24 protein-coding genes are annotated in these 25,332 nt (G+C 39.5%); 18 read left to right on the top strand and 6 right to left on the bottom strand.

Features of this window, described 5'->3' with window-relative positions:
- Genes FA584_RS08250 through FA584_RS08240 form a run of 3 tightly spaced genes read left to right on the top strand, consistent with a single transcriptional unit; the run spans position 1 to position 2,502 of the window.
- The gene (locus tag FA584_RS08250) at positions 1 to 1,224 is read left to right on the top strand and encodes a M48 family metallopeptidase (RefSeq protein ID WP_167749113.1); all 1,224 of its coding nucleotides are present in this window, start codon (positions 1 to 3) and stop codon (positions 1,222 to 1,224) included.
- A complete protein-coding gene (prmC, locus tag FA584_RS08245) occupies positions 1,205 to 2,029 on the top strand; it encodes a peptide chain release factor N(5)-glutamine methyltransferase (protein ID WP_226372296.1) in 825 nt (274 codons plus the stop codon). Before FA584_RS08250 ends, prmC begins: the two co-directional genes overlap by 20 nt.
- Before the next feature lie 2 nt (positions 2,030 to 2,031).
- Positions 2,032 to 2,502: a DUF4149 domain-containing protein gene (locus FA584_RS08240; RefSeq protein WP_167749112.1), complete on the top strand. Its 471-nt coding sequence runs from the start codon at positions 2,032 to 2,034 to the stop codon at positions 2,500 to 2,502.
- Between the two features lie 55 nt (positions 2,503 to 2,557).
- Here the strand turns inward: FA584_RS08240 and ftsZ are convergent, their stop codons facing one another.
- From ftsZ to FA584_RS08225, 3 genes are read right to left on the bottom strand one after another with little or no spacing between them, the layout of a single operon-like run.
- Entirely contained in the window at positions 2,558 to 3,676 is a 1,119-nt protein-coding gene (ftsZ, locus tag FA584_RS08235) for a cell division protein FtsZ (protein ID WP_096046846.1), read from the bottom strand.
- Positions 3,677 to 3,691: 15 nt separating this feature from the next.
- Entirely contained in the window at positions 3,692 to 5,062 is a 1,371-nt protein-coding gene (gene ftsA / locus FA584_RS08230) for a cell division protein FtsA (protein ID WP_096046845.1), read from the bottom strand.
- The gene (locus FA584_RS08225; RefSeq protein WP_167749111.1) at positions 5,063 to 6,526 is read right to left on the bottom strand and encodes a peptidylprolyl isomerase; all 1,464 of its coding nucleotides are present in this window, start codon (positions 6,524 to 6,526) and stop codon (positions 5,063 to 5,065) included.
- A gap of 105 nt (positions 6,527 to 6,631) precedes the next feature.
- Here FA584_RS08225 and FA584_RS08220 point away from each other — a divergent pair, with 105 nt between their 5' ends.
- The 7 genes from FA584_RS08220 to FA584_RS08190 all read left to right on the top strand — a co-directional run bounded on the left by FA584_RS08220 (position 6,632) and on the right by FA584_RS08190 (position 15,545).
- Positions 6,632 to 7,936, top strand: a complete 1,305-nt coding sequence (locus FA584_RS08220; protein ID WP_167749110.1) for an adenosylmethionine--8-amino-7-oxononanoate transaminase — start codon at positions 6,632 to 6,634, stop codon at positions 7,934 to 7,936.
- Positions 7,937 to 7,963: 27 nt separating this feature from the next.
- Positions 7,964 to 8,881 (top strand): 16S rRNA (cytosine(1402)-N(4))-methyltransferase RsmH, encoded by a 918-nt coding sequence (gene rsmH / locus FA584_RS08215; RefSeq protein WP_167749109.1) that lies wholly within the window; start codon positions 7,964 to 7,966, stop codon positions 8,879 to 8,881.
- Positions 8,881 to 9,165, top strand: a complete 285-nt coding sequence (locus FA584_RS08210; RefSeq protein WP_088437393.1) for a hypothetical protein — start codon at positions 8,881 to 8,883, stop codon at positions 9,163 to 9,165. Before rsmH ends, FA584_RS08210 begins: the two co-directional genes overlap by 1 nt.
- 34 nt (positions 9,166 to 9,199) lie before the next feature.
- Positions 9,200 to 10,504: a DNA recombination protein RmuC gene (locus FA584_RS08205; RefSeq protein ID WP_167749108.1), complete on the top strand. Its 1,305-nt coding sequence runs from the start codon at positions 9,200 to 9,202 to the stop codon at positions 10,502 to 10,504.
- A gap of 95 nt (positions 10,505 to 10,599) precedes the next feature.
- Positions 10,600 to 12,972, top strand: a complete 2,373-nt coding sequence (locus FA584_RS08200; protein ID WP_167749107.1) for an HD domain-containing phosphohydrolase — start codon at positions 10,600 to 10,602, stop codon at positions 12,970 to 12,972.
- 93 nt (positions 12,973 to 13,065) lie between these two features.
- Positions 13,066 to 15,225, top strand: a complete 2,160-nt coding sequence (locus tag FA584_RS08195; RefSeq protein ID WP_167749106.1) for a heavy metal translocating P-type ATPase — start codon at positions 13,066 to 13,068, stop codon at positions 15,223 to 15,225.
- A gap of 113 nt (positions 15,226 to 15,338) precedes the next feature.
- A complete protein-coding gene (locus FA584_RS08190; RefSeq protein ID WP_167749105.1) occupies positions 15,339 to 15,545 on the top strand; it encodes a heavy-metal-associated domain-containing protein in 207 nt (68 codons plus the stop codon).
- A gap of 149 nt (positions 15,546 to 15,694) precedes the next feature.
- Here FA584_RS08190 and FA584_RS08185 read toward each other — a convergent pair whose 3' ends face one another.
- Positions 15,695 to 16,921: an NnrS family protein gene (locus FA584_RS08185; RefSeq protein WP_228448556.1), complete on the bottom strand. Its 1,227-nt coding sequence runs from the start codon at positions 16,919 to 16,921 to the stop codon at positions 15,695 to 15,697.
- On the bottom strand, positions 16,878 to 17,438 hold the full coding sequence (tpx, locus tag FA584_RS08180) for a thiol peroxidase (protein WP_167749104.1): 561 nt from the start codon (positions 17,436 to 17,438) through the stop codon (positions 16,878 to 16,880). Before tpx ends, FA584_RS08185 begins: the two co-directional genes overlap by 44 nt.
- A 190-nt stretch (positions 17,439 to 17,628) precedes the next feature.
- Here tpx and FA584_RS08175 point away from each other — a divergent pair, with 190 nt between their 5' ends.
- A complete protein-coding gene (locus FA584_RS08175; RefSeq protein WP_167749103.1) occupies positions 17,629 to 18,618 on the top strand; it encodes a virulence RhuM family protein/type II toxin-antitoxin system death-on-curing family toxin in 990 nt (329 codons plus the stop codon).
- 36 nt (positions 18,619 to 18,654) lie between these two features.
- Positions 18,655 to 18,843 (top strand): DUF1737 domain-containing protein, encoded by a 189-nt coding sequence (locus tag FA584_RS08170; protein ID WP_096046835.1) that lies wholly within the window; start codon positions 18,655 to 18,657, stop codon positions 18,841 to 18,843.
- A gap of 23 nt (positions 18,844 to 18,866) precedes the next feature.
- Here the strand turns inward: FA584_RS08170 and FA584_RS08165 are convergent, their stop codons facing one another.
- Positions 18,867 to 20,873, bottom strand: coding sequence for an SH3 domain-containing protein (locus FA584_RS08165; protein ID WP_167749102.1), 2,007 nt, complete (start codon positions 20,871 to 20,873; stop codon positions 18,867 to 18,869).
- Positions 20,874 to 20,932: 59 nt separating this feature from the next.
- Here FA584_RS08165 and FA584_RS08160 point away from each other — a divergent pair, with 59 nt between their 5' ends.
- From FA584_RS08160 to FA584_RS08135, 6 genes are read left to right on the top strand one after another with little or no spacing between them, the layout of a single operon-like run.
- Positions 20,933 to 22,261 (top strand): ATP-dependent DNA helicase, encoded by a 1,329-nt coding sequence (locus tag FA584_RS08160; protein WP_167749101.1) that lies wholly within the window; start codon positions 20,933 to 20,935, stop codon positions 22,259 to 22,261.
- A gap of 39 nt (positions 22,262 to 22,300) precedes the next feature.
- A complete protein-coding gene (locus FA584_RS08155; protein ID WP_167749100.1) occupies positions 22,301 to 22,810 on the top strand; it encodes a hydrogenase-4 component G in 510 nt (169 codons plus the stop codon).
- A 12-nt stretch (positions 22,811 to 22,822) separates the two neighbouring features.
- Complete coding sequence (locus FA584_RS08150) at positions 22,823 to 23,329, top strand: flagellar basal body-associated FliL family protein (RefSeq protein WP_096046831.1); 507 nt, start codon at positions 22,823 to 22,825, stop codon at positions 23,327 to 23,329.
- Positions 23,330 to 24,130 carry an ATP-binding protein gene (locus FA584_RS08145; protein ID WP_096046830.1) on the top strand — a complete coding sequence of 267 codons (801 nt, stop codon included), beginning with the start codon at positions 23,330 to 23,332 and terminating at the stop codon, positions 24,128 to 24,130.
- Positions 24,120 to 24,764, top strand: coding sequence for a CDC27 family protein (locus tag FA584_RS08140; RefSeq protein WP_167749099.1), 645 nt, complete (start codon positions 24,120 to 24,122; stop codon positions 24,762 to 24,764). The genes FA584_RS08145 and FA584_RS08140 overlap by 11 nt, the downstream gene beginning before the upstream one ends.
- On the top strand, positions 24,761 to 25,297 hold the full coding sequence (locus FA584_RS08135) for a hypothetical protein (protein ID WP_096046828.1): 537 nt from the start codon (positions 24,761 to 24,763) through the stop codon (positions 25,295 to 25,297). Before FA584_RS08140 ends, FA584_RS08135 begins: the two co-directional genes overlap by 4 nt.
- The last annotated feature ends 35 nt before the right edge of the window (positions 25,298 to 25,332 follow it).

Here is a 25,332-nt window from a genome sequence, read left to right as displayed (position 1 = left end):
ATGTTAGAATTTATTATACTTATTTACATACTTTATCTCTTAATTAAAATGTATGCTGCCTTTATGGAAATAGGTTTTGTTACTCAAGCACGCATTTTGAAAGCAATTATTCTCTCTCCATCGAATTATGCCAAAGCAGCAGCGTACAAGATAGCGTCACAAAAGCTCTCTTTAGTCTCCTCCTTTTTTGACTTTATTCTCTTTTTTGGTTGGATCACTTTTGGACTTACTGCGCTTGAGGCAACAGTCCATATTGGAAATGAAGCAATGCGCTCTGTCCTTTTTGTGATGAGTTTTATTGCTATCAATTATGTTTTGCTCCTCCCTTTTGATCTGTACCAAACCTTTGGACTTGATAAAAAATTTGGTTTTTCTACGATTAATGTTAAAACATTTATTTTAGATCAGATCAAATCAATCTTGATGTTTATCTTGTTTGGGGGTGCATTTTTTTGGGCTATGAGTGTGATTATTATGGCATATAACTATTGGTGGTTTTATGGGTTTTTATTCTCTTTTGTGGTTATTTTATTTATCAATATGATCTATCCGATTATTATCGTTCCATTATTCAATAAGCTCACTCCTCTTGAAGATGAAAACCTTAAAAGTTCTATTGAAGCACTTCTGAATAAAGCAGGGCTGAAGAGTAGCGGTGTTTTTAGTTTAGATGCGAGTAAACGTGACAATAGACTTAATGCTTATTTTGGTGGGCTGGGTAGTTCTAAACGCGTTGTACTTTTCGATACCTTAATCGCCAAATTGGAAAAACATGAGTTGTTGGCTGTACTTGGGCATGAACTGGGGCATTTTACCCACAAAGATATTCTTAAAAATATTGCATCAAGTGCTTTAATGCTTTTTGTGATGTTTGCTCTCTTTGGAAATCTCCCTGTAGAGCTTTTTGATTCTTTACATGTAAACAAATCTGCTGCCAGTATTATGGTGCTTTTTCTCTTATTATCTCCCGTTGTCTCGTTTATCTTAATGCCTCTTTTTGGACTTTTGAGTCGTTACAATGAATACCGAGCCGATGAATATGGTAGTGTTTGCGAAAGCAAAGAAGCACTTGCATCTGCTTTGGTTAAGCTCGCAGATGAAAATAAAAGTTTCCCTTTTTCACATCCTTTAACGATTGCACTTTATTTCACCCATCCACCATTAACTGAAAGACTAAAAAAATTAGGCATGCATTTTGAAGAAGGTGAAGCACTTGCGCATTAAAGAACTCTTAGTACAAAGTGCTGAGCAATTGCGAGAGGTAACAGATATTCCTCAAAAAGAAGCGATGATCCTTTTAAGTGAAGTATTAGGCTATGAGATGAGTTGGCTTATAAGTCATAGCGAGGATGAAATAGGTGAAAATAAACATTTAAAAGAATTGTTACAACGTCGCAAAAACCATGAGCCTTTAGAGTATATTTTAGGACGTGCCAGTTTTTATGATAGAGTTTTTGATGTCGACATGCGCGTTCTTATTCCAAGACCTGAAACCGAGATATTGGTCGATAAAGCCGTGGCATTAGCTAAAGAGCTTTCTTCTGATGCTCATATCGTTGAAATTGGCTGTGGTAGTGGAATTATCTCAATTATGCTCTCACTTTTACTCCCTCATGCAAGATTGACAGCGATAGATATTTCAAATGAGGCTTTACATGTAAGCAAACAGAATGCAAAGAAACATGGTGTTAGTGACAAAATAACGTTTCTTGAGGGAAGTTATATAGATGGTGTGAGCGGTGAGATTGATATGATTGTTTCCAACCCTCCTTATATTGCCAATGAAGAGCCCTTAGGAATAGGACTTTCTTTTGAACCATCCTTGGCACTTTATGGTGGCGTAAAAGGTGATGAAATGCTGTGTCATATTATTGACCTTTTTCAGGAACGAAAAGCAAAAGTGCTCGTCTGTGAAATGGGGTATGATCAACGCAAGGCTATTTGCCAGTATACAGAAAAGAGAGGTTTAGCAGTGGACTTTTATAAAGATTTAGCGGGATTAGACCGTGGATTTTGGATTAAGGAGTAGAAATGAAAAGTTTAATGGTCGTTTATTTGGTAATGTTGGGTATTGCCATTGGTGTTGAAATCGCAGCAGGTGCATTTATAGCCCCAGTGATCTTTTTTCCACAAAAATATCTCGGAGATGGTGTTCTCACTCATTTTCAAAGTGGTATTCTAATGACACAATTCTTCTTGAAGATGAATATTCTAATAGGTTTTGTAGCGCTTTACAGCATTATCTATGAAGTGCAAGTTTGGATGATGGGTAAAAACTATGATTTTCTCTCATTTGTTTTGTCTCTTATTTGTGTGATAACTACAGGACTCTTTCTCTTTTACTATACGCCATTTATTGTCCATGCACAACAACTAGGTTCCGCTGAGACAGTAACGGAAGCCTTTGCAACGATGCATAAGCAGAGTGAATGGGTTATGAAATTCTTGATGGTTGCCCAATTTGGTTTATTTATAAGACGAGGATTTTTAAGTCAACGATAAAAGGAAGAAGCTTTTAGCTTCCTCCTTTTGCATAGAAGAGGGTTGAGAGGGTTACTTAATCCATTTGGTGTCTAATGTACGTTGGGATATCAAGATAGTCATCTTGTCCCTCATAGCCACCACTTACTTTTTTCATACGTAAAATACGCTCTTTTTTGATTGATTCTTGATTGTTATTAAGCATCTTGAGTTCTTTTGAAGCTTCAACTTTATTTTCAAAGCCTGTCGCAACAATGGTAACTCGAACAGAGTTGTCTGCCATGTCTTCACTGGTCGTTGTACCAAAGATAACATCAGCGTCTTCATCAGCACAGTCAAGAATAAGACTCATTGCATTGCTGATCTCTGTAATAGGATAACTAGCTGGAATTTGGAAGTGAACCAAGACACCAAGTGCACCATTAATTGACATGTTATCAAGAAGAGGTGATTCAATAGCACTCTTGATTGCTTCAATGGCTGCATCATCGCCTGTGCTCTCACCAATACCCATAAGTGCCATACCACGATGACTCATAACGGTTTGGACATCTGCAAAGTCAACGTTAATATCACTTTGACCTGAAGAAAGAACCACTAAACTCATACCACTAACAGCACGACTCAAAACATCATCAACGATTCTAAAGCTATCTTTGATTCCAAATTTGGCATCAACGATAGAAAGCAGTTTATCATTAGGGATAATAACGATAGAATCACTCTCTTTGCGAAGTTCATTAATCCCCATCTCCGCAAGTTTAGCTCTTTTCTTTCCTTCAAACATAAAAGGGCGAGTGACAACAGCAACGGTAAGTGCACCGACTTCTTTAGCCGCTTGTGCAACAATAGGAGCAGCACCTGTTCCAGTTCCACCACCAAAACCGGATGCAATAAAAACGATATCTGCTTTTTCTAAAGAACTTTTGATCTCTTCATAACTTTCTAATGCTGATTCTTTGCCAATTTCTGGTCGCATACCAGCTCCCAGACCTTTTTTGCCCAATTGAATTTTTGTTTTTGCTAAACAGTTTTCAAGGGCTTGAGCGTCAGTGTTTGCAGCAATAAGATCGATACCACTAATACCTTCTCTTACCATGTGGTTAATCATGTTACCACCACCGCCACCAACACCAATAACTTTGATTTTAGCGCCGTAAACACATTTTGATTCTTCTATGCTAAATCCGTTCATACCTCATACCCCTCTTTAAAATAATTGTGTTAATCTATTCCATAGCTTAGAGCCAAACCCTTCGCTTTCTTCTTCTTGAATATTTGCAAGATCTTTGAGTTTCTCTTTTGCATTATCTGCTTGAGGAGCTGTCCCTACCTCGCCTTCTTCTGTTTCATCACCTTCATCAAAAGTCTCTTGATGGTGGCGCGTTGGTTCAATGGTTTCATCTTTGTAACGCAATTTTTTATTAGAATCAATTTCATAGGGGGTGAAATGACCGCCTCCATATAAAACAAGTCCAATAGCTGTTGAATAGCTTGGATCTCTGAGTGTCTCAAAAAGTCCATCCATCTCTCTTGGTTTGGCAATTCTTATTGGCACATTATCAAAAATTGCTGATGCTAATTCTCTAATGCCATCAAGTTTTGTCATTCCACCTGTTAAAACGACACCTGCACCGATTTGCTCTTTAAAGCTACTATCTTCCAGTGTTTTTGCTAAAATCATCAGGGTTTCTTCAACCCTAACATAGATAACGTTAGAAACAATATTCAGTGATACTTCATGGGTTGAGCCATCATCGCCAATAACAGGGAGCTCAATAAGCTCGCTAGAATTACTTTTGAGTGAACCATAATTGATTTTAATCTCTTCAGCTGCACCCAATGGTGTATGAAGCGCTGTTGAAAGGTCATTGGTGATATTGAGTGAACCCACACCCAAATAATCATTGAAACGCATAGAGTTGCCTGCATGGATCATCACATTACACGTCGCACCACCCATATCAATGACAGCCACGCCAAGTTCTCGCTCATCATGATTTAAAACAGCAATCGCTGAGGCATAACAATTGAGAACAATGTTGTCAATTTCTACACCGGCTGACTTGACAGCTTTTCTAAGATTGCTAAGGGATGATTTTTGTGCCGTAATAATGTGTACTTGTACTTCTAACCGAGCACCATTCATACCAAGTGGATCTTCAATAAACTCTTGATCATCTACTTTAAAATTATAGGGAAGAACATGAAGCTTTTCATATTCATTAGGAATATTGGCATTATGGTCAGCCATTTGCATGGCGCGATTGATCTCTTTAATGCCGATGTCACGGTTTGGAATATTAACAATACCACTGCTATCAACACTTTTGGTGTATGCGCCAGAGATTGAAACAATGACTCTCTCGTACTGTGTTCCAGCGACTCTTTTTGCATCATTAAGCGCATTGCGAATCGATTTTGAAGCAAGGTCAATATTGGTAATAATACCTTTCTTAAGACCTTGAGACTTTGCAATACCTGCGCCTAAAATTTTGATGTCACCATCATCGTTTTTTTGAGCGATAATAGCGCAAATCTTGGTTGAACCAATGTCGATACCTAAAATCGTAGTGCTCAACTATTTTCCTTTGTAGTATTGCTCGACTTTGTATGCAGCAGCGAGCTTTTTAATAAGATTTTGGTTTAATTCAGCTTGTTTAACTTGTAAAATATTTTCGCTAATCAAACTAACATACTGCTTAGCTTTGTCTTTATTAAGCAACTTTTGTTCCAAAACCTCGTAGACTATGGCTTTACCGTCAATAACCTTATAACCTTTTTTGTTCATGTTATCAAAAACGTGACTTAAAAACTCAGCACTTTTTGCTTCACTCAGACCTGCAATTGACTTAACAGAATCTCTGCTTACAAAACCAAGATCACTACTTGCTGTGAAATTTTCAAGTTTAGCTTGAGCTTTTTTCTCTAAGGTAGCATTTTTGAGTTCTTCTAAAAGATCACGACTGGCATCTTTCTTGGCTAACTCATAAGACATTGGCTCTGGGAATTTAATCTCTTTCATTTTTATTATAACGTAGTTGTCTTTGACAATAAGTGGTTTGAGTACTTCATCTTTCGCAGCTACTTGAATTTTTTCAAGAGGAAACGTTGTGTCATCATCAAAAATAACTTTGGTTTCACTTGCATTCACTTCGCCTTTTTTAAAAGCAAGGAAGGATTCTAAGGCACTTTTTTTGTCATTTTTGAGTCGAAGATCAATCATTACTTTTGGTTTTGCTTCTTCAAAACTCATCAGCTTTCCATCAGGTTGTGTGTAGTTATGTTTTTCTTGTACGTAAAATTCTTCTAATGTTTTATCATCAAATTTTGTTTGAGAAGCAGGGATATTGAGCAATTCAAGTGTATAACTTTTTTTCGTAAGGTATTTAGATTTATTTTTGTCCCAATATGTTTTTATGGCTTCTTCACTAGCAGTTACTTCATTGGCATCTAGTGTTACAACGCTGATTGCAAGATGATCTTCCATGAAGAAAGCGGAAGCAAAGAGATCGATCTCTTTTTGTGAAGGAGTAAGTTTGAAAAAGTTTTCTAGTTTTGCATTTAAAATCTCTTTTTCAAGGCCATTTTCATAATCATTTGGGTTGATGCGGTTTGCTTTTAAGATAGAATAGTAGAGCTCTTTGTTGAAAACGCCATCTGTTTGAAAACTTGGGGTATTTTTAATTCGATCTTTAATGTCTTCTTTTGTTGCCAAAAGACCTATTTCATCAGCATAGTTTAATAGAAGGTTCTGATTTATAAGGGTATTCATAACAATTTTGTTAAGACCCATTTGCTCGGCTTGTTCTTGAGTGAGCTTGCCACCTAAGAGATTGTTGTAGTAATTGAAATGGTTGGCATAAGCTGTTTGAAACTCTTGAACCGAGATGATTCGATGCCCAACTTTTGCGACAGAGGCTGCACGATCTTTGTTCATATCATAAGCACCCCATCCTACAAAACCAGCACCAACGAATGCTATTGTGCTAATCCAGATAGTGATGACCAAATATTTTTTATGACGTTGCATCCACGTAATCATTCTTGCCCTTTAAGAACTTTGTATTTTGCTATAATTCTATCTGTATAGTTATTAAATAACCATAAATTGCGTGAAACTCCTAACAAAAAAAGGCAAAATGTAACAATGAACACGAAAAAATTAATTGAAGATGATTTAAAGCATATATGGCATCCTTGCACGCAGATGAAAGACCATGAGACACTTCCTGTAATTCCTATTAAAAGAGGTCAAGGGGCTTATTTATATGATTTTGATGATAACCGTTATATTGATGGTGTTAGTTCTTGGTGGGTCAATCTTTTTGGACATTGCAATCCTTACATCAATCAAAAAATTAAAGAGCAATTAGATACTTTAGAACATGTGATTTTTGCTGGATTCACCCACGAGCCGATTATAAAACTTTCCAAAAGACTTTGTGCATTAGCACCCAAAGGGCTGGAGAAGTGTTTTTATGCCGATAATGGCTCTAGCGCAATCGAAGTAGCACTTAAAATGAGCTTTCAATATCATAAAAATAGAGGGCAAAAAAGACCACTGTTTGTCTCTTTAGAAAACAGTTACCATGGCGAGACCATTGGTGCTTTAGCCGTTGGTGATGTGAAGCTTTATAAAGAAGTGTTTGATGATATACTCCTTCAAACCATTCAAGCGCCTGTTCCCAAAGATCAAAGCGAAGAGAGTGCCATTAAAGCTGCTAGCGGATTGGAAAAAATTTTTAAAGAAAAAGCAGATCAAATTTCAGCATTTATTATCGAGCCTTTGATTCAATGTTCGGGTGGAATGAACATGTATCCTCCTCTTTATATTACACTCGCACGCAAACTGTGTGATCACTATGATGTTCATTTAATTGCCGATGAAATCGCTGTTGGCTTTGGACGAACCGGTAAAATGTTTGCCTGTGAATATGCGGATGTTAGTCCTGATTTTATGACACTTTCTAAGGGACTAACGGGAGGTTATCTCCCACTTTCAGTTGTCCTAACGACGCAAAAAATCTATGATGCCTTTTATGGTGATTATTCTGAATTTAAAGCATTTTTGCATTCTCACAGTTATACTGGGAACCCTTTGGCATGCAGTGCTGCTAATGCAACATTGGACATCTTTGAAAATGAATCTATTTTGGAAAAAAATCAAGAAAAAATTGCCCTCATTGGTTCTAAATTAGAGCAGTTTAAAACTCTTCCAAATGTGCAGAAAGTCCGACAAACAGGTATGATTGCAGCAGTAGAACTTGATGTCTATCCGATTGATTTTCGAGTGAATTTAAAGATATTTAAGTATGCGTTTCAAAAAGGTGTGATTCTTCGTCCACTCGGTAATGTTGTCTATTTTATGCCTCCTTATGTGATTACATGTAAAGAGATTGAAACGATGATGGATGTAGCGTATGAGGCGATTGTAAGCCTCAATAGATTATAATAGAACCACTTTAAGCAAGGAACCCTAGTGAATATACCCCATATCCCCGTACTGTTAGAAGAGGTTAAAGAAGCTTTTTGTGGCATTGATGATGGGGTTGTTATTGATTGTACATTAGGGTATGGTGGGCACAGCGAAGCATTGTTAGAACAAAATCCTAACATCAAATTGATAGGCTGTGATCAAGATGAAGAGGCGTTGGCCTTTAGTCAAAAGAGGCTTGAGCGCTTTAATGATCGTGTAACCCTTCATCATGGTAATTTTGCCTCTGTCATCGCTCAGTATGCGCATCTTCCCATTCGAGGAATTTTAGCTGATATTGGTGTTTCCTCTTTACAACTGGATAAAAAAGAGCGTGGTTTTGCTTTTGACTCCGATGTTTTGGATATGCGCATGAATCCAAAACAAGAGCTTAGTGCGTACGAAGTAGTTAATCACTATTCCCAAGAAGAGTTGGAATTTATTTTATGTGAGTATGGTGAAATTCATGAATATAAAAAAATGGCTCATTTGATCTGTGCAGCACGTGCTAAAGCGCCTATTGTAAGTGCCAAAGAACTTTCAAAATTGGCTGAAAAAGTGGGTGGGAAAAAAAGTATTCATCCTTCAACACTGCTTTTTCAGGCGATTCGTATAGAAGTCAACAATGAACTAGGCGTGTTGAGTGAGCTTTTAGAAAGTATCAAAAATGCCGATTTTAAGCAGTGTATCGTGGGAATTATTTCGTTTCACTCCCTCGAAGACCGCATTGTAAAACAGACATTTAAACTGTGGAGTCAAAACTGTATTTGTTTGCCTTCCGTGATGCGTTGTACCTGTGGCAATAATCATAGCATGGGAAAACTTATCAGCAAAAAACCGATTGAAGCGACGGCATCGGAAATTAAAAAGAACCCACGCAGTCGAAGTGCAAAACTGAGAGTATTTGAGATAAAGAAGGCGTAATGAACGATAAAAGCGAACTATTAGAGCAGTATGATGCGGAACAGAAAGTTGAGAAAAATCTCGATTTTCGTTTTTTATTGCTCGTTTATATGGTGATGTTTGTTGCTTTTTTGATTATTCTGCCCAAAATTTACATCAAAAATCAGATTTATTATATGAGTCGTGACATCAATAAACTCTATGGTGAATACTCAATTCTTAAAGAAGAGAACCGCGTTTTAAAGCAAAACTTGGAAAATATTCGCTTCAAAAATCAAATATTAGACACGATTTATATCGATTAATCTTTTTACATGTAAACACACATTAGGAGTTGTTATGCCCCAAGAGATGCTGTTGTTAGCCATTTTTATCACGTTTAGTGTTGCTATGTTTGTGTTTGGATTGTGGATTAGAGCTGTTTTGAAAGATAAAGCATATGCGCTTGCAGAGATGAAATCCAAAAATGAGCAGTTAGGTGTAGAAAATCTAGCCCTCAACATGAAAAATGCAACCCTTCAAGCAGAGCTTCAAGCGCAAAAAGAGAGTCATCAAAGGTTAAAATTAGATTTTGAAGAGCAGGGTAAAAAGCTTGAGCTCAAGCTCAATGCCATTATGGAGCAACACTTAGAAAAAAAGCTTCAAAAACTAGATGATACTTCGATCAAATCGCTTGAAACACTGTTAAAACCCTTCAAGGAAAATTTGGATGGCTTTAAAAAAAGTGTTGAAAATTCCCAAGAAAACAGTACGAAAAAGTTTGCAGAGCTTTCTAAAGAGATCGAACAGGTCGCTAGGGCTGGTATGAACATCTCCAAAGAGGCGGAAAATCTCACCAAAGCGTTGAAAGGCAAAAAGCAGAGCCAAGGCAGTTGGGGCGAGATGATCTTGGAGAGTGTTTTGGAGTACTCAGGACTCATCAAAGGCGTGCATTACGAGACGCAAGAGAGTTATAAAGATGAAGAAGGTCGCACAAAGCGTCCCGATGTGGTTATTAAGCTTCCGCAAGAGCGTACCATCATCATCGATTCGAAAGTTTCGTTGAATAGTTACGATGAGTTTATCAGGGCGGAGAGTGATGAAGAAAAACACATCGCTTCCAAAGCCCTACTACAAGCTTTTCGTGATCATATTGATACGCTGGATAGCAAAGACTATGCGCACTACAAACAAGGAACGCTTCAGTATGTCTTTATGTTTGTGCCGATTGAAGGGGCATTTTCGGTTGCCATCAACGAAGATCCAAAACTATATGAGTACGCGCTTCGCAAGCATATCGCCATCGTGAATCCCTCAACGCTTACGGTTTCACTGCGCACAATCTATCTTTACTGGCAAAGTGAGCAATCAAGCACACTTGCCACAAAGTTATTTGATGAAGCAGGTAAAATGTACGACAAGATGGTCGGTTTTTCTGAGAGTTTTAAACGTGTAGGTTCTCAGCTTCAAACACTCAATAACAGCTACGAAAACGCTCAAAAACAGTTAACAGAAGGCTCTGGGAACATCTTAGGTCGTGTAGAAAATTTGAAACGTTTAGGGGCGAAAGCAACTAAAAATCTTAAAGATGCCAAATTGGAATACCAAGATTTTAACACCGACATTGAGCCGATAGAACTTTTAGAGGAGAAAACAGAGGAATAATCTTGAAAGGCGTCGTTGATTGACGCAAATCGTGTTACAATTTCTTAATCCCATAGTATTTATTTTATGCCTTCCTCATTGCAAGGAGCATCACTATGAAAAAAACAAAACGGTATACCTTCACATTGAGTATTATGACCCTTATTTTAGGGCTTGCAAGCTTCCTTTCTATCTCTTTGATTGGTCATAACTATTTACAAAGTTCCAAAAATTCTTACAGTATGATTCAAAAGCGCAATATCGAAGTACGTAAAAATATTATTGAAACCATCAAAGTCTCTTTGCAAAAGACCTCTGCACATCTTAAAGTGCTTGTACATAGTCAGCAAAGTGATGATCTTTTTGCCTCTAGGGAAATTTTTACACGAATGATGTGGGAAATGTTGCTCTCTGATGAAAAGATTGCAAGCATCTATATTGCCGACCAGCTAGGTAATTTTTTTCAAGCCAGACGCACACCCGAATTTGCAATGCGTACGATTGATGTGCGTGGTAATGTAGGCGTCGATGAGTGGGCGTATAAAAACACTCAGTTTGAGACAACACGTGTTGAATACACGACATTATCGTTCGACCCAAGGGAACGTACGTGGTTTAAGAAGGCAGTGTCACATGAAAATTTTTACTGGTCAGAGCCTTATGCTTTTGCTTCAACCAATGAAATAGGCATTACGGTTTCGTACCCTTTTATCAATAAAGCTGGTGAAAAGGTGAAAGTTGCTGGCATTGACTTTACCATTGCTTCGATTACAAAATTGCTTCAAGAACAGAGTATGGTCATCGATGGGCCTATTGTCATTGTCAATCCTTATGGAGATGTTATTGCAAGTTCGTTACCAATGGCAGAAGCCAACCTTAGTGTTCAACAACTTCCTCAAGAGATCAAAGCATCATATGAACAATTTTTAAATGGAGCAAAACGTGGTAGGGTACAAAGTGCCATCAATGAAAACTACTTGTTTGCTTTTTCAGAATTTCCAACAGATTTTGGAAAAAAGTGGTACATTGGAACATTTTTGGAAGAGAAAAAAGTGACTCAAGAAATTGATGCAATTATGATCCAAAACATTATGATTTCTCTCATAATCATGGTTGTTATCATTGTTTTGACATGGTTCTTTCTACGACATATTATTATAGCACCTGTTGATTTGCTTAAAACGATGAGTGACAGTGTGGCGGCAAAGCAGTATGACGCGGTGCATCACATTACAACACGGATTAAAGAGTTTTATGCCCTCAGTCATTCGATGGTATTGATGGCTCGTTCCATAAAAGTGCATGAAAAAGCACAAGAGAACTTGATGGAGTCGTTTATCAAACTGATTGCCAGTGCAATCGATGATAAATCTCCTTATACTGGAGGGCATTGTGAGCGTGTACCCGAGCTTGCTTCTATGTTAGCGGAAGTTGCCAATAAAAGTCATGAAGGTGTCTTTAAAAAATTTAATTTTAAAGATGAAAATGCGTGGCGAGAGTTTCGCATAGCAGCACTTTTACACGATTGCGGCAAAGTAACAACTCCTGAGTACGTGGTCGATAAAGCAACGAAGCTTGAGAGCATTCATAACCGTATTCATGAGATTCGCACTCGTTTTGAAGTGTTGCTTCGAGATGCGCATATCACTTACTTAGAAGGGCTTTTGGAAGGGAAAGAAGATCAAGCGCTGTTACTGCAAAAGCGCAATGAAGCAGAAGCAAAACTCTTTGATGATTTTGCTTTTTTAGCCGAGTGCAACATTGGCGGTGAGTTTATGGATGCCCAAAAGATTGATCACCTTAAAGAAATCGCTTCAGTGACGTGGATGCGCCATTTTGATGATCGATTGGGGATGAGCGAAGCTGAGAATAAGCGTCTAGCCGATATTCCCCTTAAACCGCTTCCGTGTGCTGAAACACTTTTACAAGATAAACCAGAGCATCTTATTGCCAGAGCTCAAGAGGTCGATAGCAAGATATATATGCGTCTTGGTATTAAAATGAAAATACCAAAATATTACAATAACCTTGGAGAGCTTTATAACCTTAGCATTGCGCGAGGAACGCTTAATGATGAAGAGCGCTATAAGATCAATGAGCACATCATTATGAGTATTCGTATGCTTTCAGAACTTCCCTTTATGGACAATCTCAAACATGTTCCTGAATACGCTTGTGCTCATCATGAAACGATGAAAGGAACGGGCTATCCTAGAGGGCTTACCAAAGAGCAAATCTCTTTGCCTGCTCGCATCATCGCTATTGCGGATATTTTTGAAGCGTTAACGGCTAGTGATCGTCCGTATAAAAAAGCCAAAACGATTTCTGAAGCGATTAAAATTCTTAGTATGCTCAAAAAGGATGGGCACATTGATGGGGATCTGTTTGAGCTTTTTTTACGCAGTGGCGTTTATTTGCAATATGCACAAAAATACCTTAGAGCTGAGCAAATTGATGATGTCGATATTACGCAATATCTCTCATCGTAACCCTTTACATGTAAAGATGTTTCTACATTTTTTGTTTCATCTTGACGCAAGTAATGAAGCGTTAGAATGTTACAAAAAGATAGGAGACAAAAAATGTCTGAAAAACATTTTGAGCTTGACATCAAGGGCATGACGTGTGCGGCATGTTCAGCGCGCATCGAGCGTGTGCTCGGCAAGCTTGAAGGTGTCAGTGCCAATGTCAACTTAGCTACGGAAAAAGCGTTTATCAGTTCTTCCAATCCCAATATAAACCTTCCAGAAATCATCCAAAGCATCGAAAAAACAGGTTTTGGGGCTACCGAGTCTTCTAAAGTTGATCAAGACCAAAAAAGTTTGGATAAAGAGCATGATTACCAAAAGCTTTTGAGAGAATTTAGCCTCTCAGCACTGCTCACACTGCCCTTTTTAGTTGAAATGGTGGGGATGCTTTTTAACCTACACGTGCATCTTCCTACCATGCTTCAATTAGCCCTTGCAACCATTGTGCAGTTTTACTGCGGACGAAAATTTTACATGGGTGCATACAAGAGCCTTAAAAGCGGTAGTGCTAACATGGACGTTTTGGTCGTTTTAGGTACAAGCGCCGCATACTTTTTAAGTCTTTGTGTCATGATTTTTAGCTTACCACTGCATCTTTACTTTGAAGCCTCTGTTTCGGTGATAACGTTGGTACTTTTAGGTAAACTTTTGGAAGTGAGAGCTAAAGCCAAAACAGGGTTTGCTATATCAAAACTCCTTCATTTACAGCCTAAAAAAGCGTTTGTGGAACGTGATGGAAAGCTCGAAGAAATCAGCATAGAATCTTTACATGTAAACGATATTTTTGTGGTGAAAGCTGGCGAGAGTATTCCCACCGATGGCATTGTCGTTGAGGGCAACAGCATGGTCGATGAGTCGATGATGACGGGGGAGAGTTTACCCGTGTTGAAATCCGTGGGCGATGTCATTGTTGGAGCAACCAAAAATGGCGATGGCATGCTCAAATGCCAAGCAACCAAAGTGGGTACGGATACCTTCTTAGCCTCCATCGTGCGTCTTATCGAAGAGGCTCAAGGCTCTAAAGCGCCGATTCAACGCCTTGCCGATACGATTGCGGGCATTTTTGTCCCTGTTGTGGTGAGCATCGCGGCGATTACCTTTGGTGCGTGGTGGTTTATCGGAGGAAATTTTGAAGAGGCGATCATCAATGCTGTCTCGGTTCTTGTCATCGCATGTCCGTGTGCGCTTGGACTTGCAACTCCTACGGCAATTATGGTCGGTGTTGGGCGAGGGGCGAGTGAGGGCATTCTCATCAAAAATGCGGAAGTGCTTGAAAATGTGGGCAAAATTAACGCTGTTGTGTTTGATAAAACGGGAACGTTGACCTATGCCAATCCCCAAGTGGTCGATGTTTTAATAGAAAGCACACTTACGAAAGAGCAATTTTTAGCCCTTGCCGCGGCTTTGGAAGAGGGCTCAAAACACCCGTTAGCCAAAGCGATTATTGCTTCTGCCCCTCAAAATCTAAAACTGAGTGTTCAAGCATTTCAGAACTATTCGGGGCTAGGTGTCTCAGGTGAGATTGATGGCGTGGTTTACTTTGCAGGCTCGCCTTCTTTTATCGCTCAGTTGACTTCACTGCAACCTTCAACGCTCGCGCAAGCCTTTTTGGAAGAGGGCAACAGTATCGTAGCACTAGCGACCAAAGAGACGATCATCGGTTATATTGCATTGGCAGATACGATTCGTGAGAGTGCCAAAGTGGCGGTAGAAAAGCTTCAAAACGATGGTATTGAAGTCTTTATGCTGACAGGCGACAATGAACGTTGTGCCCAAAAAGTCGCTAATGAGCTTGGCATCAAACACTTTTTTGCCGAAGTGCTACCTAATGGTAAAGCGGACGCAATTTCTAAGCTTAAAAGTGAAGGCAAATTTGTCTGTATGGTAGGTGATGGCATCAATGATGCACCAGCCCTTGCAGTCGCTGATGTCGCAATAGCGATGTCCAATGGCTCGGATATTGCCGTGGAGAGTGCGGATTTGATCTTAATTGCCAACGACCCACTGATGGTGGTTAATGCGATTGCGCTTTCACGTGCCACGATGTCAAAAATTAAGCAGAACCTCTTTTTAGCTTTTGTGTATAATACTCTTGCTATTCCACTTGCCTTTTTAGGTATGTTAAATCCGATTGTTGCAGGTGGCGCAATGGCGATGAGTTCGGTTTCAGTCGTGAGTAATTCACTGTTGTTACGACGTTGGAAAATGAAATAAAATTATATTTCTGCCTCGAAAGAGGCAAGCTTTAGTGCCCTAGTGGCTAGCGTAGCCTCTTTGGCTTTGCTAAGTGGCGTTATAAAAATAAAAATTATACTAAAGGATAAACAATGGCAACCATCACATTAGTGGTTAAAGGAATGAGTTGTGGAGGATGCGTTAAAAGCGTCAAAGGTGTTTTAGAAGGAATTCGAGGGGTTAAAAGCGTTAATGTTGATCTTGCAAGCGGCAAAACGATCATCGAGTATGATGCGCCGATTGAGATCAGTGTCTTTGAAAAAGCGATTGATGATGCAGGTTTTGAAGTCATTTCATAATTTTAAATTCTGATACGCTTCTAGCGCAAAGCTTTAAAAACTACGTTAATACTGGGCACGCTTGCGCAGAGTGCCCACGCGCCTTTGGCACGTTAGTTATCGTTTACATGTAAAGCTGTGAGCCGTCCTTAAACGGCTCACACAATGTATTATTTCTCAAATAAAATTCCAATATATCGCTTCGACCATAACCCAAAGATAACAATCCACAAAGCTGCCACAGTAAGCACCGCATGCAAGTATCCAAACTGTGGAAAAATACCTGCGATGATACGAATGAGCGCCATTGCTTGAATGAGTCCAAACAGTGTCACGGCATACGCATCGGCTTTAGGTGCGCGCCCTGAGTGCCCCAAAATGACACGGGTCCCAAAACCCACAAGCACAGTCGTAAAATAACCCAGTGCTAAGGCATGAAGAGGTGACTTTTCCAAGTAAATTGCATGCCCAACCAATGCACTAAAGTCTTGCACCACAAAAAGCCCAAAACCTACAGGAACCCACCAAATGGAGAGGAAAAGTACCCATAAAATGGCAGGGGATTTGCGAAACGGCAGACGCCATTTTAAAAGTTCATACGTGATGATGCCAAAAAGCGCACTGTCTGCCACAAAAGCGTTGATGCTTAAGGCTTCTAAAATCACTTTGAGGATAAGTGCTACAAAAACGAAGAGCAAAAAGTGTTTGCTTTTATTCATCGAATAGCCTAGAATCGTATTGGCAGCAAAAAACGGCATCATCTTTTGTGAAACGATGAGAACGATGAAAAAGAGATAGAGATAAAAACTCACCCCGAGTGCCAACGCATAAGTCGGAAGAAACGGATCAGCGATGAAGAGTAGTTGCCCCACAAGACCCAGTGCAAAAGCTCTGAGCATCCATGTGGTATCGGATTTATTGGTGACCGTACTTTTGGTTTGAAAGTCAAGCAAAAGCAAACAGAGTTTCACATAACCTGCCAAGATCATCAGCATTGAAACGACTAATGCCATCTCCGAGACAAACGAGAGAGCCATAAACAAAAGTCCACCGCCATTGATCAGCCATACGATTGGCAGATACGCTTTAGGCGATGCCGATGGGCGCGAAAGGTAGCGCGGAAAGGTTGTGAGCAAAAAGCCTGCAAAAAATTGCGTAAAGACGATGAACGTCATAGCGTAAGCATGGTAAAGTCCAACGCTTACATGTAAACTCACAAGTCCTGCGTATTGTAGACCTATCAGTGCAACAAAAAGCACGCTTTGCACTACGCCCGCAAAGAAAAAGATGCGGTGTGGCTGAGCGGCTAGGTTTTGAAGAGCCGTTGTTTTAACAGGCTCTGGTGGGGTTAAACTACTGACAAAAACCACAACAACTAGCCCCCCTGTTGGCTGCATCGATAGCGGCATTTAACGCTTCGTCATAATTAGGCTCTTCGGTAACCTCAGGAACCACCTGTTTGTAAACAATCTTACCATCTTTGCTGATCACAAAAAGCGCTCTAGCGCATAGTCCTTGCAAAGCGCCATCTTTGATTAAAATACCATAAGCTTTAGCAAACGCTTTTTCTCTAAAATCGCTTCCCACACTTAGATTTTCGATGCCCGCCACGTTACAAAATTTTGCCGCCGCGAAAGGTAAGTCCATTGAGACAATGGTCGTGTCGATATTTTCATGCTTCGCCACTTCTTGGTTAAAACGTCTTGCTTCTGCGTCGCATACAGGCGTATCCAAAGAAGGTACAACGATAATGAGTTGTGCTTTATTGCTCTCACCACCGATGGTTTTTTCCTGCAAATCAGGAGTAATCACCTTAACAAGCGGTGCATAGTTCCCAACTTCTTGGAAGTTGCCTTCCAGTTTTACGGGTGCTCCTTTGAGGGCTGTTTTGTCTATTTTTGCGATAAATGTCATGTGAGTCCTTTCAAATCTTTTTATATGGGAGTCATTTTATCTCATTTAAAACAAAAAAACCTTGATCTACATCTAGGAATTTGAAAATGTTTACATGTAACGTTATATTTCGTTCTGAAATATTTTGAAATGACAGGTAAAATCAGGCTAGAATGTGTGCAAATCTTTACATGTAAAAGGCTAATTCAAAATGGAAAAGCAAAATGTGATTCTCTATACCGATGATTTGGGGCATGTGAGTTTAGAAGTAAGTTTGGAAAATGAGACGGTTTGGCTCAGTCAAAAGCAGATGGCAGAACTTTTTGATAAAAATGTCAAAACGATCAATGAACATATTGGAAATATGTTTAAAGAGGGTGAATTGGAGCAAAATTCAGTTATCCGGAATTTCCGGATAACTGCTAGTGATGGGAAAAACTATGATGTGGCACATTATAACCTTGATGTCATTATCTCCGTTGGGTATCGCGTCAAATCCAAAAGAGGTACACAGTTTCGCATTTGGGCGAGCAATGTTTTAAAACAGTATCTCATCAAAGGCTACGCCCTTAACCATCAACGTATGAATGCTCAAAGTCTAAGTGAACTGACCGCTACGATGGAGCTAGTGCGAAAAAGTATCGAAACGAAAGAACTGAGCAGTAACGAAGCTAAAGGGTTACTTGACATTATCAACAACTATGCCAAAACATGGGCATTGCTACAAGGCTATGACTCTGATGCCCTGTATGCGCTTCAAGGCACGTTAAATCAGAGGTTTATTTTAGACTATGATGAAGCCAAAAATGCTATTTTTGAACTTAAAAAAGATTTGATGGCAAAAGACGATGCAACAGAGCTTTTCGGCAATGAAAAAGCAGGTGAATTTAAAGGCGCTTTGCTTAATATCTATCAAACTTTTGGCGGCGTTGATCTGCTTCCAAGCGTCGAAGAAAAAGCGGCAAATTTGCTTTACTACGTTATCAAAGACCACGCATTTAGCGATGGCAATAAACGCATTGGCTCGTTTCTCTTTATTCTCTTTTTGCACAAAAACGGCATTGCCTATAAAGCCAACGGCGAACCCAAAATAAACGATAACGCTTTAGTCTCACTCGCCCTTTTAGTCGCTGCAAGTGAGCCAAGCCAAAAAGAGTTGATGGTCAAACTCATCACCAATCTTTTAAGTGAAACAGACTAAAATAACTTTACATGTAAACATTTCAAAGGAGTAAAAATGCAATACAAACTGATTACAGGTCCCGATGATTCGACCTTTTGTGCGAGGATTACGGAATTTTTAAATAACGGTTGGAAGTTACACGGAAATCCAGCGGTGACGTTTAATGGACAGAGCGTAATCGCGGCGCAAGCGATTGTGAAAGAAGATGATAAAGACGTGAAGGCGTGTGGGTTTACGAAATAAGAGCTTTACATGTAAAGCTCTATTTAGTCTATACTCTCAAATAACTCAGGTCGATACTCAAAGTGCATGGTGTCGTAGTGATACCATCTGCCACCCCAAACGAAGCCGTGTTTTTCAAAAATATCAACGATTTCTTTAGGAAATTCATTGTGAAAAGTGTGCGTTTTGTCCCACTGCCAGTAGCGTGAGTAGTGGGTGTCAAGGTCGATAGCGATGCCGTAGCTGTGAGCACTTAAACGTTCGGTTTTGGCAATTTTGCGAATGAAATAGGTTCCGTCGACTTTTTTGAGGTATTTCATATACTCTTCAGGCAACTTATCAAGCTCATCGGAGACTTTTTGCAGTTGTGCGGCCGCATTTTCATTTTTGTTAAATCTCAGTTTTGTGTTTCTATGGTTTGGAAGCCAGTTGATCGTTGTGAGATTTTTTTCGATCTCACTTTTACTTGATCCGTAGAGTTTTTTCAAAAAAGCATCATTGCGAAAACGTCCTGGGTCATCGTTGAGAGCAGGGTCACTAATTGGTGCAAAGGCGGGGTATTTTTGGTTAAACATATCTTCGATGTCTGCATTTTCAAGCAATTGATCAAATGTTTTGACTTTTTTGTCATCATAAGGAAGTGAGCTTCCATCCATAAAAAAGACGGTGTTGTCTTTGATCGTTTTAACACTAGGGTATTTGGAAACAAGGTTGTTGCTTTTTGGATTGGCGGGTTTGACCATAATGCCCTCAACGCGGTTAATGAGCAGCCCTTTTTCAGGCACATTTTCTTGATTGGCTCCCACATAGAGGTCTGAGATGATCGCTTTGCCGATCACATTGCGACCCTCTTTGCCATCTTCCATTGTTCTCACACCCCATATGTTTTGCATCACAAGCGCTTTGCCTTCAAACTCGCCTGCGTAAAGCATAATGTGACCTTTGAGGTAAATGAGGCTTAAAAAGGCTATGCCATTTTTCAAAATCATCGCTTCTTTCTCCTTGGGGGTTAAATCTTTGAGTGACACATACTCGCCAAAACTCTTTTGCGCCGCCGAGTTTCTAGGAATCCAAATGCCAAATGGGGAGAGGAAGTCTCGTGTCATGGCAGAACAGTCTCGATTGTCGAGGTAGCCACCCCAGCCGTATTTTTCACCCAAGAGTTGATCTCCAATTTTGCTGATGCTCTCTTTGCTAAAGTCGATCGGTACAGGTTGTGCGAAACTTTTAGGAACATAGAGTTCTAATTTTTGAGCGTTAAATGCGGCATCGCGTGTGTACATGTAAGCATGAAAAGAGGTGTCATCTTCACTGATAATGGGCAAAATGGCACCCACTTTGGCGTAGGTAATAAAACGTTGTTGTGCATTGTAAAGGGGTACATTGTCTTTCACAATGGCAATTTTTTTGGCGCTCAAAAACTCAGTACGCTCTTTGGCATCGACCAGTACAAAACTTTCCACAGGAAGCCAACCTGAAGCAAAAGAGCTCTCCACAAACGCCCAAGCTCCGTCCTTGCTGTAATGAGAGATGATAATAGGCTCTACGACGTGAATACGTGATGTTTGCAAATAATCAAACGGATACCCTTCACCCGGGAGTGTTGTTTTTTTGAAAAAAGGTTTTTCGGTGGGGAGGTTGCGCATTTGCGCATTTTGAATCATGATCGCATGGGCGTTGATGCTTCCGTACGCTTCTGTGTTGGTTGCATTGATGATCGCATCGATCTCAGCGCCATCGATGAGCTGTAAATTTTCACCATAATAGCGATTTTTTAGTCCATATGACCGATTGGCCCAGAGTGCATCTTCTTTATCATGGCTGACATGTGTTCTAAACCATGGCGAATAGTAACGGTAGGTAAAATCGTCTTGTGCAACCTTTTGAGGTGTAATGTTTTGCGCTAAAAAATCTACATTTTGTGGGTAGAGGAGCATTGCTTTGGAAGTGCTCTTTTGCTCGACAAATGTTTCTATTGTGAGTTCTTTTGTGGCACAACCGCCTAAGAGAAAAAGTGTACATATAAAAAGAAACATATTTCGTATTGACATCGTTTTAAGTCCTTCCTTTTGTAAGTGCTATAATACCAAAAACAACTTAGGAAGCCTCTTTGAACTTAGCACAAAAACTTATCGATATCTTAAAAAAGAACAATGCACTTCTCACGGGTGGTGCAGGCGTTGGTAAAAGCTATCTGGTGGGTGAAATCGTTACGGAGCTGCGAAAAGTGGGCAAACAAGTCGTCGTTCTTGGCAGTACGGGGGTGAGTGCAGTTAATGTGGGTGGTCAAACTTTGCACAGCTTTTTTGCTTTTGGCATCTGCAACCATCTCGATGAGCTCACTCGCCATGACCGTTACTCCAAAGCAAGACTGGCTGAAATTAAAAAAGTGCTCACGAGGTGCGATCTTTTAGTCATTGATGAGATTAGCATGGTCTCAGCAGACTTGCTCGATATGATTTATTATCGTCTTCGTAATGCTAATTTTGAGGGAAGTGTCTTGTTTGTTGGCGATTTTTTTCAACTTCCTCCTGTTTCCAAAGGCAAAGAAAATAGCCTATGGAGTGGTTTTGAATATGCATTTGAGAGCAGTTCATGGAATGCCTTTGAGCCTGTGGTGGTGGAGCTTACCATCACGAAGCGGACACACGACACACTTTTCTTCTCTCACCTTGGCAAGATACGACGTGGAATTCTTGAAAATGATACAGTGGAGTACCTTGAAGCGTTGCGTACCAATGTCGGTGTTTGGGACGATGACCCAACCGTTTTGTTTGGTAGAAACAAAGAGGCTGAGATGCTCAATATTCAAAAATTAGCGCAGATCGAAAGTGAAGCGATTGTCCTTAAAGCGAAAGAAAAAGTGCATGAGCAGTCTTTACATGTAAACAAAATCGAGGGGTGGAAAAATGCGCTTCCCATTCCTGTAGACTTGACCTTGAAAGTGGGTGCAAAGGTGCTTTTTTGCACCAATAAATGGGGAAAATACTACAATGGCGAGCGAGGCATCATCAAAGCGATTGATGAAAATGAGGTCATTGTGGAAAAAGCAGGAGAGCTCATTAAAGTGGAGCGTCAAGAGTATACGCTGCATGAAAACGTGGTGATGGAGGGTGAAGTCAAAGAAAAGCCACTGGTTTCCATCGAGCAGTTCCCCCTCAAACTGGCGTATGCCATCACGATTCACAAAAGCCAAGGCATGAGCATCGACTCACTCGTTTGTAATATCAACAACATCTTTGAAAAAAGCCAGTTTTACGTAGCGATTTCAAGAGCGCGTTATCCTAAACAGCTTTTGCTGGACTATGGTTATCAACGTTTTTATGAGCATTTGACACGGTGTGTGCAAGTCTCCCCAAAAGTAGGGGAGTTCTATCAAAAATCAGATATTTTAAAAATAGAAGAGGTCAAGAGCGATTCACTTTTTGATGAATTTTGACGATTTACATGTAAAAGAAACAGGTTTAAGGGGGCAAACATGAATCTGGAAATTTCGTATGAATCAAAAGGCTTGATAACCTACTCACAAAGCAATCAAGACGTCAATGCTAAAGATAAAAAACTGACGACAGGTAAGCAAATTACCGATAGTTACTTGGCAGACTACATGGCACAAATGGCTTCTGAGTCAAAAACGACTTTTACGACACAAGCCGATACGTTTACACTGGCTGATATTGGGTACAAAGGTAAGCCTATTGGGCAGTTGAGTCAAGATGAAGCCAAGGCCTTGGTCGCAGACGATGGTTTTTTTGGCATTGCGCAAACGAGTGCTCGTATTGCAGATTTTGTCATTAGTGGAGCAGGAACTGACCTCTCTAAGCTTCAAGCCGGACGCTCTGGAATGCTCCAAGGTTTTTCAGATGCCGAAAAGCTTTGGGGTGAAAAATTACCTGAAATTAGTTATACTACAATGCAAAAAGCACTGGAAAAAGTTGATGCCAGAATCAAAGAGCTTGGCGGAAGTGTGCTCGATACATCAGTCTAAAAAAAGGGTCGTATGAAACGTCTTTTAACAGCAATTTTACTTTTACATGTAAGCCTTTTCGCAGAAACATTGGTGTTGGAGCATTTCAAAACCAATGTTTTTGCAAAAGCCGATAAAAAGCCTGTTGAAGTAACCGTTGGTTTAGTTTTTGAAGGCACTGATGTCAAAAAAAATGAGCATAAAGTTGTTGACGCCCTCAATATTGTTATAGGCAGTTATTTTGCAGAAGACCTTGTGACTTCTCGTGGAAAAGAGCTTTTAAAATCTACACTGATTACTTATGCCAAAAAAACCCATAATTTAGTGATTGATTCTGTGTATATTCAAGAGTTGACTGTTAAAACCAATCCAACCACACAAGAAATCGTTGATGCCATCAAAAAAGAGGGTGTTTTCCAACAGCAACAGCAACAAAACAGTGCGCCCAAACAGCAATATCAATCCCAACCACAGCTCAATCTAGCACCTCCTCTTCCTAAAAGATCTCTCATTCCTGAGGAAAAAGCGGTTAATTTCTAGATGAAAGATTTTGAAGCTGCAAAAGAGTTTTTTAAAGACACGGTTGATCCTTCGTTGTATTTTGATAGTATCAGTGCTGAAATTGCTCGCAATAAACTCCAAGAAGCCATTGGCAATCCTGCTATTCCCCTTATGTTTATTATTGGTGATCCTGGTGTTGGAAAAAGTCATATCATGCGAGTCATGCACCATGCAACAGCACTTAAAACGACTACTGTTTTGATAGAGCACCCTTTTTTTGATCCACGGGATCTCTATAAAGAGCTTTATGAAGCACGAGGCATGAACTTTGATAAAAATAAAAGTCAAGGCGAATTTTTAGATGATCTATTTGAAGCTTATGTAGGGACGTTGTGCACGATTTTTATTGATGAAGCGCAACTGCTAAATAATGATCAATTTGAGTTTATTCGTATTTTAAGTGACACAAAACTGTTTCAATTTGTACTGGCTATGCACAAAGACGAAGGTATCATTTTACTGAATAAAAAGCAATTTAAAACACGTACGAAGCTTGTCATTGAATATGGTAATCTCGAGGAAAATGAGATACTGCGTTATATTCAAACATTGCTTATGGGGCATATGCATGGTGATATTGCCCTCATGTTTTCTAAACATGAGGCGAAAGTCATTGCGCGTTATGCCAAAGGAAACTTTCGTACAATTAAAAAATTTCTCTATACGCTCATGAAGCTTCTTGATTATGCACAGAAAAAAAGCTTATCAAAATACCGAAAACTTAACAGCTGTCTTTTAACGATGGCAGCGTTAGATATAGGACTCATTGATGACAAGTAGTCGTTTTGAAGAGTTAGAAAAACGTTGTGCAAGGCTTAAAAAGATACGTATCATTCGTTTGGTTTCTTCCCTTGCCTTTTTGTTTTTAGGTGCGTTTGGTATTTATTATTGGTTGAATCATACCCATCAAGGGATAAATGAAACAACAAGTACATCGGTTCCTGAAGTTAATGTGTCTATCCCCCTTCTTTCTGATATCAATGAGACGACAACACCAAGGGTAGAGGTTATACCGATATCACAAATGAAGACTTCATCAGAGACACTTTTTTTAGCACCACATGTGTATAAGGACAAGACTAAATTACCTTCTGCTGAGCTAGAAGAAGCCAAGCGATCGTTGAATGAAGAACAGCATTTGATAAAGGTATTTCAAGCGGAACAAAATTTTTCTAATGCGTATGCTTTGGCACATTTTTATTTTGAACGCAAATCGTATAGTGAAGTTATACTTTGGACTAAAGAGGCAAGCAAACGTGACTCACACTCTGATCTACCTTGGATTTTGTATGCAAAGGCAAAATTTTATCTGGGAGATAGAGCAGAAGCCATAAGGTCTTTAGAACTTTTTTTAGGCTATATTAATTCTAAAGAAGCACAAGAACTTCTAAATTTTTACAAAGGACAAGAATGAGAGTCGTTTTTGCATTATTGGGTGTCTTTTGGAGTTACATCTACGCATACTCTTATAACGATGTTTTAAGAGATTATGAGGCTAAAAATTTTGATAAAGTATGCAATGAAGGCAATGCTTTTATTCTGAAAAATGATAAAAATGAGCAAATCCTTGTTGCCATTGGTGATGCCTGTTCAAGAGTTGATTCAATCAATCCTCTTGGAAATATCAGCAAAAACCTTGTTAGCACAAAGGAATACCGCGAGAGTGGCTCTTATTTTGCGACATTGGTGCTTCAAAAAAAACTTATTTATCAATTTATGCACGACAATATTAATCTCAAAGAACTCAAACTTCCACGAACCAATCATGTCCTCTCAATAGTCTTTGAACAGCTTTCTAAAGGTAATTATGAAATCGTTGATAAACGTGTTGAAATCACAACACCTGAGATGAACTACTTATTATGGCTCTCAGATGATGATCCAAAAAAGGTTTATATCGACGAAAATAAAGATGGTAAGTTGGTTAAGCGTCATTGGTACCTATAAGGCTTTACTTTCTTTTAGGGTGTTTTGGACTAAAA

The sequence above is a fragment of the Sulfurospirillum diekertiae genome, assembly GCF_011769985.2.
Taxonomy (GTDB): Bacteria; Campylobacterota; Campylobacteria; order Campylobacterales; family Sulfurospirillaceae; genus Sulfurospirillum; species Sulfurospirillum diekertiae.
This window is presented reverse-complemented; position numbering and strand designations above follow the sequence as displayed.

What these genes read in the sequence shown, in the direction of transcription:
- FA584_RS08240 (WP_167749112.1), top strand. Translation starts at nt 2,032, where the DNA reads ATGAAAAGTTTAATGGTCGTTTATTTGGTAATGTTGGGTATTGCCATT.
- FA584_RS08210 (WP_088437393.1), top strand. Translation starts at nt 8,881, where the DNA reads ATGAACGATAAAAGCGAACTATTAGAGCAGTATGATGCGGAACAGAAA.
- ftsZ (WP_096046846.1), bottom strand. Translation starts at nt 3,676, where the DNA reads ATGAACGGATTTAGCATAGAAGAATCAAAATGTGTTTACGGCGCTAAA.
- tpx (WP_167749104.1), bottom strand. Translation starts at nt 17,438, where the DNA reads ATGACATTTATCGCAAAAATAGACAAAACAGCCCTCAAAGGAGCACCC.
- FA584_RS08190 (WP_167749105.1), top strand. Translation starts at nt 15,339, where the DNA reads ATGGCAACCATCACATTAGTGGTTAAAGGAATGAGTTGTGGAGGATGC.
- FA584_RS08165 (WP_167749102.1), bottom strand. Translation starts at nt 20,873, where the DNA reads ATGTCAATACGAAATATGTTTCTTTTTATATGTACACTTTTTCTCTTA.
- FA584_RS08145 (WP_096046830.1), top strand. Translation starts at nt 23,330, where the DNA reads ATGAAAGATTTTGAAGCTGCAAAAGAGTTTTTTAAAGACACGGTTGAT.
- FA584_RS08220 (WP_167749110.1), top strand. Translation starts at nt 6,632, where the DNA reads ATGAACACGAAAAAATTAATTGAAGATGATTTAAAGCATATATGGCAT.
- FA584_RS08135 (WP_096046828.1), top strand. Translation starts at nt 24,761, where the DNA reads ATGAGAGTCGTTTTTGCATTATTGGGTGTCTTTTGGAGTTACATCTAC.
- FA584_RS08140 (WP_167749099.1), top strand. Translation starts at nt 24,120, where the DNA reads ATGACAAGTAGTCGTTTTGAAGAGTTAGAAAAACGTTGTGCAAGGCTT.
- FA584_RS08175 (WP_167749103.1), top strand. Translation starts at nt 17,629, where the DNA reads ATGGAAAAGCAAAATGTGATTCTCTATACCGATGATTTGGGGCATGTG.
- FA584_RS08200 (WP_167749107.1), top strand. Translation starts at nt 10,600, where the DNA reads ATGAAAAAAACAAAACGGTATACCTTCACATTGAGTATTATGACCCTT.
- FA584_RS08170 (WP_096046835.1), top strand. Translation starts at nt 18,655, where the DNA reads ATGCAATACAAACTGATTACAGGTCCCGATGATTCGACCTTTTGTGCG.
- FA584_RS08225 (WP_167749111.1), bottom strand. Translation starts at nt 6,526, where the DNA reads ATGATTACGTGGATGCAACGTCATAAAAAATATTTGGTCATCACTATC.
- FA584_RS08150 (WP_096046831.1), top strand. Translation starts at nt 22,823, where the DNA reads ATGAAACGTCTTTTAACAGCAATTTTACTTTTACATGTAAGCCTTTTC.
- FA584_RS08195 (WP_167749106.1), top strand. Translation starts at nt 13,066, where the DNA reads ATGTCTGAAAAACATTTTGAGCTTGACATCAAGGGCATGACGTGTGCG.
- FA584_RS08205 (WP_167749108.1), top strand. Translation starts at nt 9,200, where the DNA reads ATGCCCCAAGAGATGCTGTTGTTAGCCATTTTTATCACGTTTAGTGTT.
- FA584_RS08185 (WP_228448556.1), bottom strand. Translation starts at nt 16,921, where the DNA reads ATGCAGCCAACAGGGGGGCTAGTTGTTGTGGTTTTTGTCAGTAGTTTA.
- FA584_RS08250 (WP_167749113.1), top strand. Translation starts at nt 1, where the DNA reads ATGTTAGAATTTATTATACTTATTTACATACTTTATCTCTTAATTAAA.
- FA584_RS08155 (WP_167749100.1), top strand. Translation starts at nt 22,301, where the DNA reads ATGAATCTGGAAATTTCGTATGAATCAAAAGGCTTGATAACCTACTCA.